General features: G+C 28.0%; 20 protein-coding genes. 2 read left to right on the plus strand and 18 right to left on the minus strand.

All coding sequences use genetic code 11. The annotated features are described in order from the left end of the window. Positions 1 to 134: 134 nt before the first annotated feature. Together NNC19_RS22165 and NNC19_RS22170 are read right to left on the minus strand one after the other, a co-directional pair. Positions 135 to 1,166, minus strand: coding sequence for a hypothetical protein (locus NNC19_RS22165; RefSeq protein WP_310940878.1), 1,032 nt, complete (start codon positions 1,164 to 1,166; stop codon positions 135 to 137). Between the two features lie 18 nt (positions 1,167 to 1,184). Then, a complete protein-coding gene (locus tag NNC19_RS22170; RefSeq protein WP_310940879.1) occupies positions 1,185 to 2,228 on the minus strand; it encodes a phosphodiester glycosidase family protein in 1,044 nt (347 codons plus the stop codon). A 286-nt stretch (positions 2,229 to 2,514) separates the two neighbouring features. Between NNC19_RS22170 and NNC19_RS22175 the strand changes: the two genes are divergently transcribed. After that, on the plus strand, positions 2,515 to 3,750 hold the full coding sequence (locus NNC19_RS22175; RefSeq protein ID WP_310940880.1) for a S41 family peptidase: 1,236 nt from the start codon (positions 2,515 to 2,517) through the stop codon (positions 3,748 to 3,750). Positions 3,751 to 3,807: 57 nt separating this feature from the next. Here NNC19_RS22175 and NNC19_RS22180 read toward each other — a convergent pair whose 3' ends face one another. From NNC19_RS22180 to NNC19_RS22205, 6 genes are all read right to left on the minus strand, one after another. Further along, positions 3,808 to 4,317, minus strand: coding sequence for a hypothetical protein (locus NNC19_RS22180; protein WP_310940881.1), 510 nt, complete (start codon positions 4,315 to 4,317; stop codon positions 3,808 to 3,810). 2 nt (positions 4,318 to 4,319) lie between these two features. After that, on the minus strand, positions 4,320 to 5,903 hold the full coding sequence (locus NNC19_RS22185) for a glycosyltransferase family 39 protein (RefSeq protein WP_310940882.1): 1,584 nt from the start codon (positions 5,901 to 5,903) through the stop codon (positions 4,320 to 4,322). A 135-nt stretch (positions 5,904 to 6,038) separates the two neighbouring features. After that, the gene (rlmD, locus tag NNC19_RS22190) at positions 6,039 to 7,394 is read right to left on the minus strand and encodes a 23S rRNA (uracil(1939)-C(5))-methyltransferase RlmD (RefSeq protein WP_310940883.1); all 1,356 of its coding nucleotides are present in this window, start codon (positions 7,392 to 7,394) and stop codon (positions 6,039 to 6,041) included. A gap of 36 nt (positions 7,395 to 7,430) precedes the next feature. Then, complete coding sequence (locus NNC19_RS22195) at positions 7,431 to 7,664, minus strand: RDD family protein (RefSeq protein WP_310940884.1); 234 nt, start codon at positions 7,662 to 7,664, stop codon at positions 7,431 to 7,433. A 31-nt stretch (positions 7,665 to 7,695) separates the two neighbouring features. After that, entirely contained in the window at positions 7,696 to 8,361 is a 666-nt protein-coding gene (locus NNC19_RS22200; RefSeq protein ID WP_310940885.1) for a hypothetical protein, read from the minus strand. A 100-nt stretch (positions 8,362 to 8,461) separates the two neighbouring features. Further along, positions 8,462 to 9,061 (minus strand): helix-hairpin-helix domain-containing protein, encoded by a 600-nt coding sequence (locus NNC19_RS22205; protein ID WP_310940886.1) that lies wholly within the window; start codon positions 9,059 to 9,061, stop codon positions 8,462 to 8,464. A gap of 141 nt (positions 9,062 to 9,202) precedes the next feature. Here NNC19_RS22205 and NNC19_RS22210 point away from each other — a divergent pair, with 141 nt between their 5' ends. Continuing rightward, the gene (locus tag NNC19_RS22210) at positions 9,203 to 10,489 is read left to right on the plus strand and encodes a D-alanyl-D-alanine carboxypeptidase family protein (RefSeq protein WP_310940887.1); all 1,287 of its coding nucleotides are present in this window, start codon (positions 9,203 to 9,205) and stop codon (positions 10,487 to 10,489) included. A gap of 52 nt (positions 10,490 to 10,541) precedes the next feature. Here the strand turns inward: NNC19_RS22210 and NNC19_RS22215 are convergent, their stop codons facing one another. The 10 genes from NNC19_RS22215 to NNC19_RS22260 form a co-directional block, all read right to left on the minus strand. Then, the gene (locus NNC19_RS22215) at positions 10,542 to 11,441 is read right to left on the minus strand and encodes an RluA family pseudouridine synthase (protein WP_310940888.1); all 900 of its coding nucleotides are present in this window, start codon (positions 11,439 to 11,441) and stop codon (positions 10,542 to 10,544) included. 2 nt (positions 11,442 to 11,443) lie between these two features. After that, complete coding sequence (locus NNC19_RS22220; protein ID WP_310940889.1) at positions 11,444 to 12,814, minus strand: LCP family protein; 1,371 nt, start codon at positions 12,812 to 12,814, stop codon at positions 11,444 to 11,446. Positions 12,815 to 12,830: 16 nt separating this feature from the next. Next, complete coding sequence (gene yqeK / locus NNC19_RS22225; RefSeq protein WP_310940890.1) at positions 12,831 to 13,397, minus strand: bis(5'-nucleosyl)-tetraphosphatase (symmetrical) YqeK; 567 nt, start codon at positions 13,395 to 13,397, stop codon at positions 12,831 to 12,833. Position 13,398: 1 nt separating this feature from the next. Then, positions 13,399 to 14,001 carry a nicotinate-nucleotide adenylyltransferase gene (gene nadD / locus NNC19_RS22230; RefSeq protein ID WP_310940891.1) on the minus strand — a complete coding sequence of 201 codons (603 nt, stop codon included), beginning with the start codon at positions 13,999 to 14,001 and terminating at the stop codon, positions 13,399 to 13,401. 2 nt (positions 14,002 to 14,003) lie between these two features. Beyond that, positions 14,004 to 14,306, minus strand: coding sequence for a ribosome assembly RNA-binding protein YhbY (yhbY, locus tag NNC19_RS22235; RefSeq protein ID WP_310940892.1), 303 nt, complete (start codon positions 14,304 to 14,306; stop codon positions 14,004 to 14,006). Between the two features lie 11 nt (positions 14,307 to 14,317). After that, the gene (gene obgE, locus NNC19_RS22240; RefSeq protein ID WP_310940893.1) at positions 14,318 to 15,604 is read right to left on the minus strand and encodes a GTPase ObgE; all 1,287 of its coding nucleotides are present in this window, start codon (positions 15,602 to 15,604) and stop codon (positions 14,318 to 14,320) included. Between the two features lie 167 nt (positions 15,605 to 15,771). Beyond that, positions 15,772 to 16,071, minus strand: a complete 300-nt coding sequence (gene rpmA / locus NNC19_RS22245) for a 50S ribosomal protein L27 (protein ID WP_143315604.1) — start codon at positions 16,069 to 16,071, stop codon at positions 15,772 to 15,774. A gap of 3 nt (positions 16,072 to 16,074) precedes the next feature. Next, positions 16,075 to 16,446, minus strand: a complete 372-nt coding sequence (locus tag NNC19_RS22250) for a ribosomal-processing cysteine protease Prp (RefSeq protein WP_310940894.1) — start codon at positions 16,444 to 16,446, stop codon at positions 16,075 to 16,077. A gap of 5 nt (positions 16,447 to 16,451) precedes the next feature. Continuing rightward, positions 16,452 to 16,760, minus strand: a complete 309-nt coding sequence (gene rplU, locus NNC19_RS22255; protein ID WP_143315608.1) for a 50S ribosomal protein L21 — start codon at positions 16,758 to 16,760, stop codon at positions 16,452 to 16,454. 221 nt (positions 16,761 to 16,981) lie between these two features. Further along, a partial coding sequence (locus NNC19_RS22260) for an SDR family oxidoreductase (RefSeq protein WP_310940895.1) occupies positions 16,982 to 18,640 on the minus strand: 1,659 nt, incomplete at its 5' end.

The following is an 18,640-nucleotide window of genomic DNA, read 5'->3' on the forward strand; positions in this document are numbered from 1 at the left end:
CATGAATAAAATTTATATTTAGTAAAAAAGGATATATCATATTGAAGTTTTTTCACTCCAATCTGATACATCCCCTTCTCTAATGGACATGAAAATAAATAACAATTCCAAATTTGCTATGAATATTTTTACTATTATTTAGGTTTTGTAATTTCTTGTGTTTTATCTACATCTTTTACACTCTTTAAATAAACCTTGCCATTATCTGATGAGCAAATTACTCTATCATTAATTGAAATAAATCTTCCGTCATAGGTTATATTATCCTTGGTAGTAAAATTTTTAACCTTTCTTTGAGTATTATCATTAATAAATATTTCATTATTCTCGTTTATATATATATCATTAATATCTTCTGGTTTTTCTAAAGTTTCAGTTTTCCATGTAGATGGATCTGTTTGATCTTCTCCATATATTATTTTAGAAATCTTATTCTCTGAATACTCTCCCATATAAAGCATATTACCTGCAGCTTTTAATATAACTAACTTCTCCGGATTTTTAAAATTCAACTTTGTACTTGCTCCCTTAGTGTATCTATAGAATTTTTTATTTTCTAAATCCTCATAGAAAAATATATCTTTACTCCAGAAAACTTTACAACTACCTAGTTTTGATATATCTTCATCAAGTTTTGTCTTTTCATCATTAATATCAACTCTATAAACTGATGAATCATTTTTTTTATTTATACATATATAATGTGTTGAAGATGAAAGAACAGAACTGACTTCCATATTCTTTTCATATGTACATATATCACCCACAGCTTGACTTCTTCCATTATTAGGATTATATGTTATCAAATTAACTCTATCATCTTGCTTTTCAACTACTGATATTATGTTATTATTTGGCACCCACTCTATATCAAGTATTTCTGTTTTTTCTAGTATTTGAGTAACTTGTGCTGTCTTAGTGTTAATTAACATAAGTTTATTATCTTCAAAATATGTAATATATCTTCCATTATATGAAATTTGAACTTTTTGTGCATTAGCTGGTATAGCTACATCTGCATCTACACTTTTAACAGCAACATCTACATTTTCAATAGTAAATTCAGTTGATTCTTTTAAAAGTACTCTATCTAAATATAAAAGTGCTGCACATTGAATTATAATTGAGAGCAATGCACAAATCACTATTTTTACAATTTTTTTCATTTTGTTACCTCACCCTCTTTATTTAACTATAAATCCAGATGCAATAGGTCTTTCTCCATAAGCATAAGAAGGATTATTAATAACTTCCTCATTATAATACATAGTTGTTGATTTACCACCATCTAAATTCACTGCATTATAACAACTTAAATCAAGCATCACCTTTTGAGCTTCTTTTAATGTTGCACAAATTCTGTCTCCTGGTAATGCAGAGTCTAGAACTACCATAACAATAGCCCCATCCAAACGTTGTCCAATCAAAGTTCTTGGACATGATTCTCCTGCTTTATCTTTTGGTATAGTTGAAGGTGAACCACCATTAACTAATGTTGTTACGTAGCTCATTGCCTCTGTAACCTTATCATTTTCCTTCTTTGCTAATAGTTCAGCAGTTGTTGTCTCACCAATTAACATCTTTCCTTCCTTTGTAATAGCAAGAATAGGTTTCTTCTCATTTGGGTCAACATCTTGCTTTATTACTCCCTCTGACATTAAGAAACCTGTTGGAATACCTCCATTTGATGTCCATTTCTCTGTCCCTGCTTCATCAGTAAAATATCCTCCATTTATAGCTGCCACTGCTTGATAATTTTCTGCAATTGTAGAAACAGTTTCTCCTTCTTTACCTAACTTTGAAGAAACACCTATTTTTACTCTAGTAGGATCATTTACAATTAAAGCATAACCTTTAAATTTTTCATTTTCATCTTTTATTTCTTTTCTTTCTATAGTTGTATCCTTCTTCTTTGGAATTTCTATAAGGCTGCTATCTTGTGGCACCACATTATTTGTTGTATCATCTATTTGCTCATTAGTTCCTAATATTTCATCCATTTTCTCCTGTGATAAAAATATTGTTGCAAGCCATTGATAATGCATTGATCCCATTGCTGATGAAACAAAGGTTCTTTTTGCATTATCAAAAGGACCATATAATAAAATAAATGGAGCGGTTCCAACTGTAAATAATAATGTAAACACTAAAAGTCCTAGTGCTGATTTCCAATTGAATTTTCTCTTTTTCTTTTCTTCTTTATTAGGCATTTTTTTAAATATCTTCATATTACCTTCTCCCTGAAACCTACCTTTGTAGATTATTTAGCCTGTTCTATTATATAATTAATAATATTTTATTTCAATATTATTAATATTTTTGTAATATCTTTATCATTTTTCTATATACTCTCATAATAACATTTTATTGGTCCAAATGAAATCATTTCTTTTCTTTCATTTAACAGTTATGGTAGAATATATATCGAGTATTCTTAAAAAATACAAATTTGTAACATACTTGATGAAACCTGCAAAAGTTTCAATAAACTTATTAAAATTATGAGGTGTATCTATGAATAAAAAATTAAAATTACTAATAATTATACTTGTTATAAGTTTATTATTTGTAATTATAAAACCCTTTATAACTATATCAACTAAAAATACTAATATAACATCTAAAGAATGGATTTATGATATAAACTATCTAAAAGAAAAAATACCTAAAAAACATAAAAATCCTTTTTTTAATATTACTCAAGAGCAGTTTAACTCCTCACTTGATAAACTTATAGAAGATGTTCCTAATCTAAATTCAGATGAAATACAAGTTAGAATTAATGAGATTATTTCATCTATAGGAGATGCACATACAAGACTTGTAAATTTTAATGATCAAAATACTTCATCCTATCCAATACAATTATATTGGTTTAAAGATGGATATTATATCATTAATACTTCAAAAGAATATAGAGAGCTTCTAGGAAAAAAACTTATAAGCATCAATAACAAAGATATCTCAGAAATAGTGTCCAAGCTTAATGCTTCAGTAAGTCAAGATAATTTAGCTAATATTCAATCAAAAATGCCTTCTTTAATTACAAATCCTATTATACTAAAGGCATATAAGATTATAGATAATGATAATTGCGTATTTGAATTAGCTGATAAAGACAATGGAAATAAAACTTCTATAACTCTATCACCTAGCAAATTAAATTCGATTAAATTTGAAGAAGATTCTTCTGATAGAATTTCTCTTATAAAACCTTCTGATTCGGAAAAATTACAATATATAAACTCTGCAAATGCAGTGTATCTAAGATTTGATAGTTGCAAATTATTTAATAAGATATTTTCTGATACTTTAGATAAAATAAACACTACTAATGCAAAAAGTCTTATAATAGACATTAGAAATAATGGTGGTGGCAACTCTGCTGGAGTGGATACATTACTTGAAGTTTGTAAGAGCATTGAAAGTGATATTAAAATATATGTTATCATTGGACGAAAAACTTTTTCATCAGCTATTATTTATGCTGATAATTTAAAAACTCAAACAAATTGTACTTTTTATGGTGAAGGAACGAGCGGAAGTCCAAATCATTATGGAGAAGTAAAAAAATTCACATTACCTAAATCAAAATTAATCATTCAATATTCTACTAAATATTTTAATTTTATTGATACTGATGAAAAATCTTTTTTACCTGATGTATATGTTAATTTATCAATTAATGATTACTTAAATAATAATGATGCTATATTAAATAAAGTATTAGATGATGCTAAAAACTTGTAGTAAACTCAAAAATACTCTCATTTAATTAAATGAGAGTATTTTTTATAATATTTATTATTACATTACACTGATTTTTTCCACTATTTCTGTATTTTGTTTGTACCATCCCATTATAATCTCACCTTTTTTTAAATCTAATACATTTGTATATGACTTTGATTTAAGCTCTCCATTTTCAAGTTCCATACTTGTTCCTTGTAATATTTGAATATCCTCACTAACTGTAAGTTTTTTTTCAATACCAGTATAATTATTTTCAAACAAATCCCTTGAAATATCTGTTTGCACTTGCATATCATCATCTTCTTTTTCCGCATTAGAACTTAAAGATTTATTATTTTGAGTTTGTTCAATTAATTCTACCTTAATTGAATCTACACTTACTGATACTATTTTACCCATAAAATCAGGTTTTATTGTTTCTTTTGTTACTATATTATCATTTATACTATCATCAGAATCTATATATGTTATATTTTGAGCTGTTATTGCTTTACAGGAAGTTAGTACTATAGAGCAGATACACAATAACATAACTATTAATATATTATATAATCTCTTTCTCATTTTTATAACCTCCTGCCAAGTAGTGGTATGTATTTGAGTTTATTTTCTTTTAGAATATAGTCATATGTATCTTTAAATCCCATATATGATAAAACTATCAATAACGGATATACTGGATAAATATATCTAGATTTAATTTCCCATAAAATATAGAACCCAATAAACCCTAAAATAATTAGAATTAAAAATACTTCATCAAACCTTTTAGTTCTTATTCCATTTTTTAATCTAACAAATATAAAACAATACATTAAGAAATTCATTACATATAGTATAAAAATTAATCCACTTCTATATTCTGAGCCTGCATAAAATAAATCTGTAGCAGGAGTTGTATAACTATATACCCCATCTATTGAATTAATATCTTTACTAACTGCCCCTTTACTATTACTGCCAAGACCATATCTTTCAATTTGGTATGTTCCTTCTGTCCAAGTCCATATAATTTTCTTGTAATACATCTCTACAAAATCAATAATAGTGTACTCTTCAAACCTTTTTTCTATTTTTTCTTTGAATAATTCTGTACTCTTTTCTTTATTATATTTTCCTTTTCCCTTATATATATTGTAGCTCTGATATCCATCCCAAAAACCAAAGTTTTTCATATTTAGCCCCATATTCAACCACATATGTATTGGAGCAGAATTTTTATTAACAGATTCATCTACAATCTGAGTAGATTTTAAAGCAACATCTTGAATCCAACTTGGAATATTAAACGTAAATGCTATTATGCATAAAGCTACTAGTGCCTTTTTTATTTCAACTTTTTTTATATATAATAAAATATAAATAAATATAGCTATTAAGTAAATAGCTCCTACACTTCTAAAATAATTTCCAATTGATAAAAGTATTGCAGAACTAATAATATACTTAAATGTCTTTTCTTTTACAAATTTTATTACACAATATATTGAACTAGTAAAAAATGCTGTACTTATGATATCGTTATATATTAAGTTACACATAAATAAAGCTGGTATGTAAGTTGCAGCAAATATTAAAACTCCATAGTCATTTTCCTTTGATTTATAATTTATCTCCTTATATATTAAATAAATCATTAAAGTTGTTACAAGAGAAAATAATATATTAAATATTTTTATGACTAAGTAGTTATCTGGAAATATAGCAAGCAATGTTTTTAAATATAATACTATAGAAAAATTAAATGGAAACATATGCAAGTAACCCCTAGTTTGAAATGAAGAATAATCACTATTGTAAAGCATTTTAAAAGCTAATGAGATTACTGTTTGTGAATCATCTGTAGGCAATCTTGTAAATGCAAATATAATTACAATCTGAATAGCAAAACTAAACAACAATGTTAATGGAATTACAATTTTTCTACTATACTTATTAATCTTTAATGAAATTTTATATAAAGCAATTCCTAATAGTATCATTAAAACTATAAGCAAAATAAAAATACCAATTCTTTGACTTTGGAGAATAGGCTTATCTCCATATATATAATAATTATATTTTGCTCTAATAAAAAATGATGATCCTATAAAAAGCCCTATAAAAAAAATAAATATCAAATATATTGTTTTCTTAATTACCTGTATCATATAAAAGCTCCTTTGCAACAATTTCTAACCTATTAACTAGGCTTTAATATAAATAAAGTAGAAAAAGCATTAAAGCTTTATATAGAGAAAACCCCGAAAACCATTTATAGATTCTCGGAGTCATCCATTTTATTCTTAAGCTCTTTTTAACAATACACAACACTCTCCGTGTGGAGTATTTGGGAACATATCTTTAACCCTAGTTTTAATAACCTTATATCCAGCATTAATAATTACTTTAAGGTCATTAACCAAAGTCTTAGGATTACATGATACATATATTATTTCCTCAGCTTTAAATTTAATAACATAATCAAGTGCTTTTGGATGAACTCCACTTCTAGGTGGATCTAATATAATTATATCTGGCTTATCCTTAACTGCTTTTATAATCTCAGCTACATCTCCAGCCAAAAATTCACAGTTATTAAGTCCATTAAGCTTAGCATTTTCTTTAGCAGCTTCAACAGCTTCTTCAATAAGCTCAATTCCAACAACCTTCTTAGCATTAGGTGCAACGATTTGTCCTATTGTTCCTGTACCACAATATAGGTCGAAAACCACTTTATTGTCAGAGGTTCCCATATATTCTCTAACTATGCTATAAAGCCCCTCAGCTCCATCAGTGTTAGTTTGAAAAAATGAAAATGGAGATATATTAAACTTTAAACCTAATAATTCTTCTTGTATATGATCTATTCCATATAAAATATTAACTTTTTCAGGAATAACTGCATCTGAAAAAGAATCATTTTCTGTATGTAATATAGAAACTAACTTTCCATCAAATTTAGTTTCTTTTAAAAGCTCCACATATTCAGTAAGGTCAAAATTAACTTGAGTTGTAGTAACTAGATTAATCATTAACTCTCTTGTATTTTTAGCCTTTCTAATTACAAGATGCCTTAAGTAGCCTTCTCTCTTCATTACCCTGTAATAAGTTAAATCAGTTTTTCTAAAATAATTAACTGTTAAATCAATTACCTTTCTAAAATCTTCATCAACTATCTTACACTGGTCAACATTAACAATCCCAAAAGATTTGTTTCTAATATGCATTCCAAGAGTTAGTTCTCCACCCTTTTCCATGTCACCAAAAGTGAATTCCATTTTATTTCTATATTCCCATTGGTTTTTGCTGCCTACTACATTTTCATATTCACCTGTTGGAACTTTTGCTTCATCAAAAAGCTCTTTAACTTCATCTTGAAGAAGTTCTAATTGCTTTTCATAGGATAAAGTTTGAGATGAACAACCTCCACAGATACCAAAGTGAGGACACTTAGCATCTACTTCATAATCAGCTCTTTCTAAAACTTCCAAAGTTTTTACTTCTGCATAGTCAGCTTTTTTCTTTTTAACTTTACCTTTTATTAATTGTCCTGGAAAAGAATTTTTAACGTATATCTTTTTATCTCCATCATTTCCTATTCCTATGGAAGGAAATTCTGTCTTTTCAATCTTAACTAGTATTTCACTGCCTTTTTTCATCCTATACTCCTATATTTCATCTGATGATTTGTAATTTTATTTGCTTAATCCTATTATTCTCTTTCCTAAGCTTGTACCATTCTTTCCACTTTCTAGAATAGGTAAGTATAACAAGTTTACTATAAAGTAAAATATCAACAAGAATATTTCTGGTGTATTTACCTTAAATCCTGCTATCTTAAAAATAAATTGTGCTACAAATAGTAATACTACAGAGCATACAAATAAAATCATTTGGTCTAATAAATTAGCAAATAATCTTTTCATCATTTTCTTCCTCCTTAAATTACATATATATAAATTATTGATTAGGTTTAACAAACTCATATTTTTTTGTCTCTAAAACATATACCATATACTCTTTATTAACTGTGAACTCTTCATAAAGTCCATTAACTTGGCTCTTTATTACACCCTCACCTTTTTCACTATTAAGTGTTTCTTTTATTTTTTTATTTATTTCACTATAGTCTCTTTCGCTTTGATTGGTAAAAAGAGCTGCATATTTAGCTACTGGAGTATCTCCAAAATCAAATTTAGAATTATTTAAAGCTTTCTTACCATCAAAATTGTATAATATTTTCATTGTAATTTGGCCTGAAGATAAGTCATTTCCAAAAATTTTTCTTCCAAAATTTAAACCTTGAAGTTCATCCTTCTGAGCTTTATCATTTTCAAAAGATAAATAATTTTCATTTTCTTCTCTTACAACTTCTTTTTTCTCATATTTAAATCCCATAGATTTTGTCTTATCTTCTACCTTTTTTAGTAAATCTGTGTATTTAGCATTAAAATTATCTGATGTAAAATCTACAACCCAATCCCCCTGCAAATTAGAATACTTTTCTTCACTATTTGCAATTGAGCTTTCTTCTGTTTTAGTTTCAGTTTTAGTTTCAGTTTTCCCACAACTTATAAGTGATGCAGTCATTAAAGCAGACATCACTATAGAAATAATTTTTTTCATCGTTTAACTCCTCTCATCTACATAATTAAAATTTATGTAGTTTCATCCTAACTCTGATAATTATAACATTAATCTAAATTTTTTTAAACTAACAAAAATATTACACTGCTATTTTGTCTTTTATCTTTTCAAATAAAGAATCTCCAATTCCCTTAACATTCTTTAAATCTTCTATTGATTTAAATTCTCCATTTTCCTCTCTATAACTTATTATTTCTTTAGCTTTTGCAAGTCCAATTCCAGGTAAAGTATCTAATTTTTTTTCATCAGCTGTATTAATATCTATTATATCTGGTCGTGAAACGTCTGTATTTGGGCTTGAAATTTCAATATTTTTTGAATCATTTTTATTTGGTATTATAACGCTTTGATGATTTTTCAATTTTTCTGCTCTATTTATTTTACTAATATCTGCCCCTTCTTTGATTCCTCCTGCCATCTTTATTAAATCTTCTACTATGCTATCTTCCTTAATCCAATAAACATTAGGACTATTAATTTCTCCTTTTATCTCAACTACTATTTGCTTTTCATTATTCTCAGCCTTTACTGGTTCAACTTTATCCTCAATAAACATACTTTCTGTCTCATTCTTATTCAATTCTTTTTCTCCATTTTTAAAATAGTATGAATAAAGAATAAATAATGTGACTCCTATTAATAATGTCACTACTCCTATACTCTTATATTTTTTATTCATAATTTTTCCTCCAAACATACTATATTATTAACTAAATTCATTTTTCTAAGCACAATATTAGAAAATTTATACATAATTTGTGGAACTTTTCTCTCTAATCTGCTAAAATAAATTGGTATTATTGAATTTTGAGAGGTAACTATGAATACAAATAGAAATTTTTTGAAAAAATTATTAGTGTTTTTTAATATATTTATAATTTTAAATTACACTTTTTCTTCTTTCACTGTCAAAGCAGCTAATGAACCAACTGGATTATCATCAAAAGGAGCTGCTGTTATGGATGCAACTACTGGTCAATTACTATTTTCACTTAATCCAGATACTAAGTATTTTCCTGCTTCAACAACAAAAATATTAACAGCCTTAGTAGTTTTAGAAAATACAAAACTTGATGATAAAGTAACTGTAGGTAAGAAACCACCTTTTGTTGATGGTACTGCTATCGGCCTTAAAGAAGGAGAAATTTTTACTGTTGAAGAACTTCTTTTAGGATTGCTTATGGAATCTGGAAATGATTGTGCTGAGGCTTTAGCTGAACATGTTTCTGGCTCTAACGAAGAGTTTGCAAAGCTTATGAATGAACGTGCTAAAAAAATAGGAACTACAAATAGTAATTTTAAAAATCCAAGTGGATTACCAGATCCTGAGCATTATACAACACCTCGTGATTTAGCTTTAATTATGAGAGAAGCCATAAAAAATCCTGAGTTTATTAAACTCTGTAGAACAGACTCTCTTCAAATGTCCCCTAGTAATTTAGATGGTACTAGGAGATGGCTAAATAATCATAATTCTATTATTAATCCTAAATCATCTGAATATTATTATAAATATGCTGTTGCATCAAAAAAAGGATATACAACAGAAGCTCACTTTACTAATGTAATGTCAGCAGAAAAAGATGGTCACACTATTATAGCATCCTGTTTAGATGGAGAGACTATAGGTCCAGTTTATAGTGATACTACTAAAATTTGTGACTATGCATTTAATAATTTTACTTTTGAAAAACTTTATTCTGAAGGAGATAAGGTTGGTTCTTATAGGATAGATGATGAAACTGAAATTCCTCTTGTAATAGATAAAGATGTATTTTATACTATTCCAAATACAGAAAAAGATAAATTAAATGTTTCAGTTGACTATGAAATCCCAGATGATATACAGAATAAACAAATAAATATTGGAGATGTTATAACTTCAGGAAAAGTTATAGTTAATGGTACTGAAATTTCTAATGTAGACCTTAAAAGTGGAATAGATAGAGAAGCTACAACTCCAGTAAAAATAAATAACTTTTTTAACAAATATGATTTACAAATTAAAGTTATTGTTACATTGATTATACTATCTTTAATTATATTTTTATTAGTAAAAAGAAAAAAGTTTAGTAAAAGAAAAAATATAAACAAATTAAAATTCTAAAAAAACAAGGACCATATCAAAGCAATTAAATTTAATCACTTTGATATGGTCTTTACTTTATCTTTTCTAATAGCTCTTTCATATCATTAGGCAAATCAGCTCTTAAAGATAGAATTTCCTTTGTCCTTGGCGATTTAAAGTCTAATCCATAAGCATGTAACCCTTGCCTTCCAATTAAATCTTTCTCTTCCTCGCCATATCCATATAATGAATCTCCATAAATAGGATGTCCTAAGTGGTTTAAATGAACTCTTATTTGGTGAGTTCTCCCAGTTTCAAGCAGACATTCTACTAAATCTCCACCATTAAAACTCTCTAAAACTTTATAATGAGTTATACTTCTTTGTCCTCTTTCATCAATTATTCTTTGTATATCTTCAGAACCTTCTTGTCTATAAATAGGTGCATCAATAGTACCTTCTTTTTCCTTTAAGTTTCCATGAACAACCGCCAAATATCTCTTTTCTAAATTATTTTCTTGCATCTCTTTAGATAGTGCCATATGAGCAAATTGATTTTTTGCTATTATAATTAGCCCTGAAGTATCCATATCTAATCTACTTACAAGTCTTACTATACAATTTTGCTTAGTTTTTTGAAAATAATATAAAATCCCATTAGCTAATGTACCAGTTGGATGCATTCTTGTTGGATGCACAACTATATTAGGCTGCTTATTTAAAACTAAGATATCCTCATCTTCATATACAATTTTAATCTCTATATCTTCTGGAATTATATTCTGACTTTCTTTTCTTTGAAGTTTAACTAAGACTTCATCACCTTCATGAAGTATATACCTCATTCTTACTGAATTCTTATTTACTAATATTCTATTTTCTACAGCTGCTCCTTTTATAAGCCTTGAAGAAAGGCCTAATTCTTCTTTAAGAAATTCTCTGATTGTTGCCCCTTCAAATCTACTATCAACCTTTTTTTCTAAAGTACTCATTCTTACTCTCCTAATTTTTTATAATCACTACCTATAATTAAAACTACATCATAAGATGAATATTTCTCATCCTCAGGCTTGCTATCAAACTTTGTTGCTTCTGGCATATCAGAACTCATTATTTTTTTTATATTATTATCATCAGTTTTAATTATACTTTTTTCTACTGGATCACAATTTCCTGTATCAACTCTACTCCATCCTAAGACTTCTAACTCTGTTTTTACCTTTCCTGCTAAACCATTTATTTTTGTTCCATTAAGAACCATTACCTTAATATCCTTTTTCTCATCAGTATTACTTGCAACTTTTCCCGTTTTTAGTGATTCTAATAATTCTTTATTGCTCTCTTTTTTGAAAACCAAATAAGATTGTCCATCTATCATTTGAGGATCACCTTGAATTGTCTTCATGTCAAATCCCCCAGAAACCAGTAATTTCATGCCATAAGAAAGCATATTAAAAGAAGACATATTAGTATCCATATTTTTAGCTACAGTATCTAAAATTTTAGGAATCTTAAAAAATATTGTTGGTGTTTTACATTTTGCTACAATCTTTTGTAAAAATTTATGTTGATTTTCTATTCTATCTAAATCACCATTTGCAAATCCGGATCCATCATTATTTTTTCTCCATCTAAAAAATTCTTCTGCTTTTTTACCATCTAAATGTTCAGTAGTTCCTTTTTTAAAATTAATATGAAGATTTTGACCTGGATCATCATATATCATGTTTCTTTCTATTTCCATATCAATACCACCAATAGCATCTATAAAGCCTCTAAAAGCCCCATAATCTATCTTTACTATATAATTTATGGTAGTAGATAACATACTTTCAACTACACTTTTTATTTTCTTATCCCCACCACTTTCAAAAGCTGCATTAATTTTATATCTGTTTTTATTTTCATTAACCAATGTATCCCTTGGTATAGATATAATTTGAGTCTTCTTGGTACTCTTATTATAATTAATTAACATTATAGTATCTGTTCTTTTTATACTCTTATTATTTACTTGAGTAACATCACCTATATCCATACCAAGAACAAGAATATTAACTACATTCCCATTAACAGGAGTTGCAGCTATGGTTTCATCATTCTTAACTTTAGAGAAAAAGCTAGCAATTGTAATAAAACTACTAATTAATATTATGACCAAAATGGCTGCAATAGCTAAAAATATTTTCTTACCAACTCCATACCTTTTACTTTTTTTTCTATTAACTTTCTTTTTATGATGTTTATCTTCATATTCATCTCTGAATTTAGTATGCCTATTTCTTTCAATCTGTTCTAGACTTTGTGGAGCCCTTCTCTTTTTCTTTCTTGTAATACCAGATGGTTCCCTTCCCTCCCTACTCATAAAGCCTCCCCCTTTATTAATTACTACTAATTAAATAATTTCTTGCTTTTACTGTATTTAAGTCAATGGGTTTACCTTTAGAAAGTAAAAATTTCATTGTACTTGTTAATCCAAGTAGCATCCCCTTATCAAGGTCTTTTACTGTCTCTTCTCTTAAGTATTCTACTCCTTCATAACTTCTAGAAGGTTCTATCATATCTGCTATATATACTATCTTTTCAAGTTTTGTCATATTCTCTTTGCCTGTAGTATGCCATCTCATTGCACTTAAAATTTCTTCATCATCTACTTTTAATAAATTTCTCGCCACAATTGGGCCTACAATGCTATGCCAAAGTTCTGGAGCTCTTTTTTCATCCTCAGTTAATTCCACTCTATTTTCTATTATTATTTCTTTTAATTTTTCAATTTCTAAATTTTTAGCTATATCATGACATAGTGCTGCAAGCTCAGCTTTTTCTTCAGAAACTTCATTAAGTTTAGCTAATTTTTTTGATACTGAAACAACACCTAATGTGTGTACGAATCTAGTTTCTTTTAAATTACTCTTTACATAATTATAAGCTTCTTCTATTGTACTCATCTCATTCCTCCCTATATAACCCATTTCTTTCTATTATATCAAATACCTTTTTAGGAATTAAACTAATCACACTTTCTCTTTTTCTTATCTTCTCTCTTACTTCTGTGGAAGATATATTTAATCCTTCAAGTTCTAATAAAATAATCTCAGAATTATATTTCTCTTCTAGATACTTTTTCTGATTAATTAGCTCTTTATTATTATAGCCAGGTCTTGTAAAAACTACCAATGTGCAAAGTTTAAATATTTTCTTCACTTCTCTCCACTTTTCTAAATCAATTAAACAATCAGCACCTGTTATAAAGTATAATTCTTCATTATCTCTTTTAAAATATTCTAATGTTTTATAAGTATAACTTAGACCTTTTTTTTCAATTTCATAATCAGAAACTGTAAATCCATCTTTACCCTCTATAGCAGATTTTACCATACTAAATCTTAAGGAAGCCTCTGTAACCTTATTGTTTATTTTTAAAGGTTGGCTTCCCACAGGTATAAATATTAATTTATCTAATTTCAATCTTTTTTTGGCCTCTTCTGCTATATAAAGGTGAGCTAAATGTATAGGATCAAAGCTTCCTCCAATTAGACCCACTTTTTTCATAGCTAATTCTTCGCCTTTGGTAATTCAATTTGTGGATTTTTCTTTGATTCTTTATATAAAACTAACTTGCTTCCTATAGCTTGAATTCCTTCACAACCTACTTCTTCACAAATCATATCAGAAACTTCTCTAGCTCCTAATCCACTGTTTTCTAAAACTTTTATTTTTATTAATTCTCTCTTTTCCAATGCTTCTCCTACTTGTTTTAGAAAAGTATCTTCAACACCATTTTTTCCAACTTGAAAAATTGGATCTATATTATGTGCAAGCTTTCTTAAATAAGCTCTTTGTTTACCTGTTAGCATCTTTCATCCTCCTATAGTAAATACTCAAATTCATAGTCATTAAGTCTAACCATATCGCCATCCTCAATTCCCATTTCTCTAAGCTTTGCTAAAACGCCCTTGTTATTTAAAACCTTATGAAAATATCTTAATGAATCTGCATCATAAAGGTCTACAGCTTCTAATAATCTATCTACAAAACTTCCATATACAACATAAGTATTGAATCCATCTCCTTCTTCAATGCTAATATCATAAGTAAATCTCTTTTCTTCTGGAATATATCTCTCTTCTTCTGAAATTTCAAGATCAGTTATTGGAATTTCCTTAAGCATTCTAGCTGCTTCCTTTATTACATCATCAACACCATCTCTTGTTGCCGCTGACATCTTAAATACCTTTTTATATCCAAGTTCCTTAACTTTCTTTTCAAACTCTAAGAATACCTCTTCATCATAAAGCATATCCATTTTATTGGCAACTACTATTTGAGGTCTATCCCAAAGTTTTATCGAATACTTTTTAAGCTCTTCATTTATTTTAGCAAAGTCTTCAAATGGTTCCCTACCTTCAATTCCTGATATATCTACAACATGTATTAAAATTCTTGTTCTTTCAATATGTCTTAAGAACTCTAAACCTAAACCTACTCCTTCTGAAGCACCTTCTATAATTCCTGGTATATCTGCCATAACAAAAGGTTCTGTTCCATCAGCTCCAACTACTCCTAAGTTTGGTTTTAATGTAGTGAAATGATAGTTAGCAATTTTGGGTTTAGCCTTTGTTGTCATAGATAAGAATGTAGATTTTCCTACATTTGGGAAGCCTAACAATCCAACATCTGCAAGAAGTTTAAGTTCTAATACTATGTTCATCTCTTCTCCAGGCATTCCAGGCTCTGCAAAGTGTGGTGCTTGCCTAGTAGGTGTACAGAACTTACAGTTACCTTTTCCACCTTTTCCTCCTCTTAAAAGCACAAATACATCGTCTTTATGAGAAAGGTCTGCCACTACCTTATTTGATTCAGATTCTCTTATAATAGTCCCCATAGGAACCTTTATGTACAAATCCTCTCCATCTCTACCATAACACTTAGATGTTCCACCATTAATTCCATCTTCAGCTATAAATTTTCTTTTGTATTTAAAATCAAGAAGGGTTGTTATACCAGTGTCGACTCTAAAGATAACATTTCCACCTTTTCCTCCATCTCCACCATCTGGCCCTCCAAGTGGAACATACTTTTCTCTTCTAAAAGAAACAGCACCGTCTCCACCTTTACCAGATCTTACATATACCTTGGCCTTATCTATAAACATTAAATCACCTGTCCTTGTGTAAAATCTTTTTCTTTATATTATTCCTTAAGTTTCCTTTTATTATAACATGAATAAAAATTTCATATTCCATCTTTAAAAAATATTAAAGTATTTTTAAGACTTTTAAAAAAAGCACCCTGAACCAGGGTGCTTTATAAAAAGAAAAATTATTCAGCTATTTCTTCTACTTGTACTGGGTAAACACTTGCTCTTTTCTTATCTCTACCCACTCTTTCGAATCTAACAACTCCATCAACCTTTGAGAATAAAGTGTCATCTCCACCTCTTCCAACGTTGTTTCCTGGATGAATCTTAGTTCCTCTTTGTCTAACGATAATGTTTCCAGCTAAAACGAATTGTCCGTCTGCTGACTTAACACCAAGTCTCTTAGCTTCTGAATCTCTACCATTACTTGTACTACCTTGCCCTTTCTTATGAGCAAATAGTTGAAGGTTCATAATTAACATAGTTTACACCTCCTCATGTTTTAAAATAATATATTCTTTACGTTTTTGTTCTCCAAATGATTGATCCAAGCTCATGATAGTACTATCTAAGCTTTTCTCAAAGGTTTTTAATAAAACCTGTGCCTCGCTTATCTCTTCTTCAGTAAAACCTTGAAGATCTAATGCAATGTATCCATCCTTCATTTCATAATTTACATTAAGTTTTAAAACTTCATCTAAACCTATGATTACACTTTGTGATAACACTGATACAGTATTACATATCATATCATATGCATCTCCAGCCAAAATAGCTTCTCTATCTCTTAGAGCATGACTATTTATATCAAAGGATAAAATATTATCTTTTTTTGATCTAATATTAATCTCTATCATAAGAATTAAGCTTCGATCTTTTCTACAACTAACTTAGTGTAAGGTTGTCTGTGACCATTCTTTCTTCTGTAGTCTTTCTTTCTCTTATACTTGAAAACTACAACTTTCTTAGCCTTACCTTGCGCTAAAACTTTAGCTACAACCTTAGCTCCTTCTACTACTGGAGTTCCAACCTTTAAAGTTTCTCCTCCAACAGCAAGAACTTCAGTTAATTCAACTGTTGATTCAACTTCAGCGTCTAGCTTTTCAACGAAAAGAACGTCACCTTCTTGAACTCTGTATTGTTTTCCACCTGTCTTTACTACTGCGTACATAAAAAAACACCTCCTCATAACGGTCTCGCCACTATAGGTACAAGAATTAAAATCTTGTTTTAATAAAAACCTGTGCGTGAGCGGTCTACCGTAGTATTCTAACATATTGTAAGAATAATGTAAAGAATTTTTTATTAATGTAACAATCTAAAATAATATGTATAACATATATAAAAATGATTCAAAAAGTATTATTAACAGGCAAAATCTACTAGATATATTTATAAAAATTTGACTTTCTCACAATAATCAAGCATTCTTTTAATAACTTTCTTATCTAATTCGCTCCATTCAAAACCTAATTTTTTTAAAATAGCATTTGTTCTATCACTAACCGTTACAAATGTTGTTAAATTTTCTTTTTCTAGCAAACCTAAATTAACCATAATATCATCAACATATTCTCTTAATTTTTCATCTTCACTCTTTAAAGAAATATATACCATAAATTCATTCATATTTTTAAGATTTATGTCTTTATATTTTATTTTTAATAATTCTGCTAAATCCATAGTACTTATTTTTTTAGGATTTTCTATATGAAATACCTGATTATTATATTCTGTCTTATTAAAAAGAAGAACAATTGATTTAGATAATTGATCTACATAAGAAAAATCAAAAATATCTCCTTTTATTATAGGTATACAATTAAGTTTAATAAATGCTTTAATATTTTTATAAAAAGCATTTTCTATTATATTTTCTTGAAATAATCCTGTCTCATAATTAAACGTTACATTTCCAAGCCTAAATATTTTAGTATTTAATGACTTTTTACCAGCTTGTTCAACTAATTTTTCTGCCTCCAATTTTGAACGAACATATACATTATTAGATTTTTGCCCAATATCAATATTAGATTCTGAAAACATAACACAATCTTTATTTGGGATACTTCCACTGCCGACGCTAATAGTGGATATTTGATTAAAGTCTTTTATTAAGCCTTTCTTAGCAAAATCGATTAAATTCTTTGTACCCAAAACATTTATGTCATAAAATTTTTCATACTTCCCATAATGTTTTACATTAGCTGCAGAATTGATTATACAATCTACCTCTAAAGATAATTTTTTATAAATATCAATATTTAATCCTAAATGATCCTGTGATATATCTCCTATAAAAATATTTATTCTGTTTCTATACTTATAATAAAATTCTTGTCCAAAATAAAAATCAATTTTTTGTATGACTTTTTCTTCAACTTCCTTTTTATTTTTTCCTCTTACTAATAAATATATTTTAGAAGTTGTACTTACTATAAGCTCTTTTAAAAGATTTATGCCAACATATCCTGTACCACCTGCAAGTAAAATATTTTTATAGATAGTTTCTCTGTTTAAATTAAAATCAGTATATCTTGCAATATCATCTACATAAGAATTATAAAGTAATTTTATATCTTTGGAAATTTCATTTTCTTCATCATTCTCTGTTGCAGCAACTTCATTTTGAACTTGTATATAATCTACACTCTTCTTTAATTTAATATTTAAAGATAACTCTTGTATTGTTGGGTATCTAAATATATCATTTACAGCAATATCAAATTCTTTTGTTAACCTTGAAACTACTGAAATTGCTTTTAATGAATTTCCTCCAATTTCAAAGAAATTCAAGTCAGTACTTATATTTTTTAGACCTAATATTTTACTCCATACTACTAAAATTTTTTCTTCAATAGCATTCTTGGGAATTATACATTTATTATTAAAATTATCTAGCTTAGGGGTAGGCAATACCTTTCTATCAACTTTTCCATTAGCATTAATAGGCATGCTCTCAAGCTGGATTATATGTGATGGAATCATATAATTAGGTAATACCTTTTTCAAAAAATCCTTTATTTCTTTTGAAGACACTTTTTCCTCACT

Source organism: Clostridium sp. SHJSY1, from assembly GCF_031626875.1.
GTDB lineage: Bacteria > Bacillota > Clostridia > Clostridiales > Clostridiaceae > Clostridium.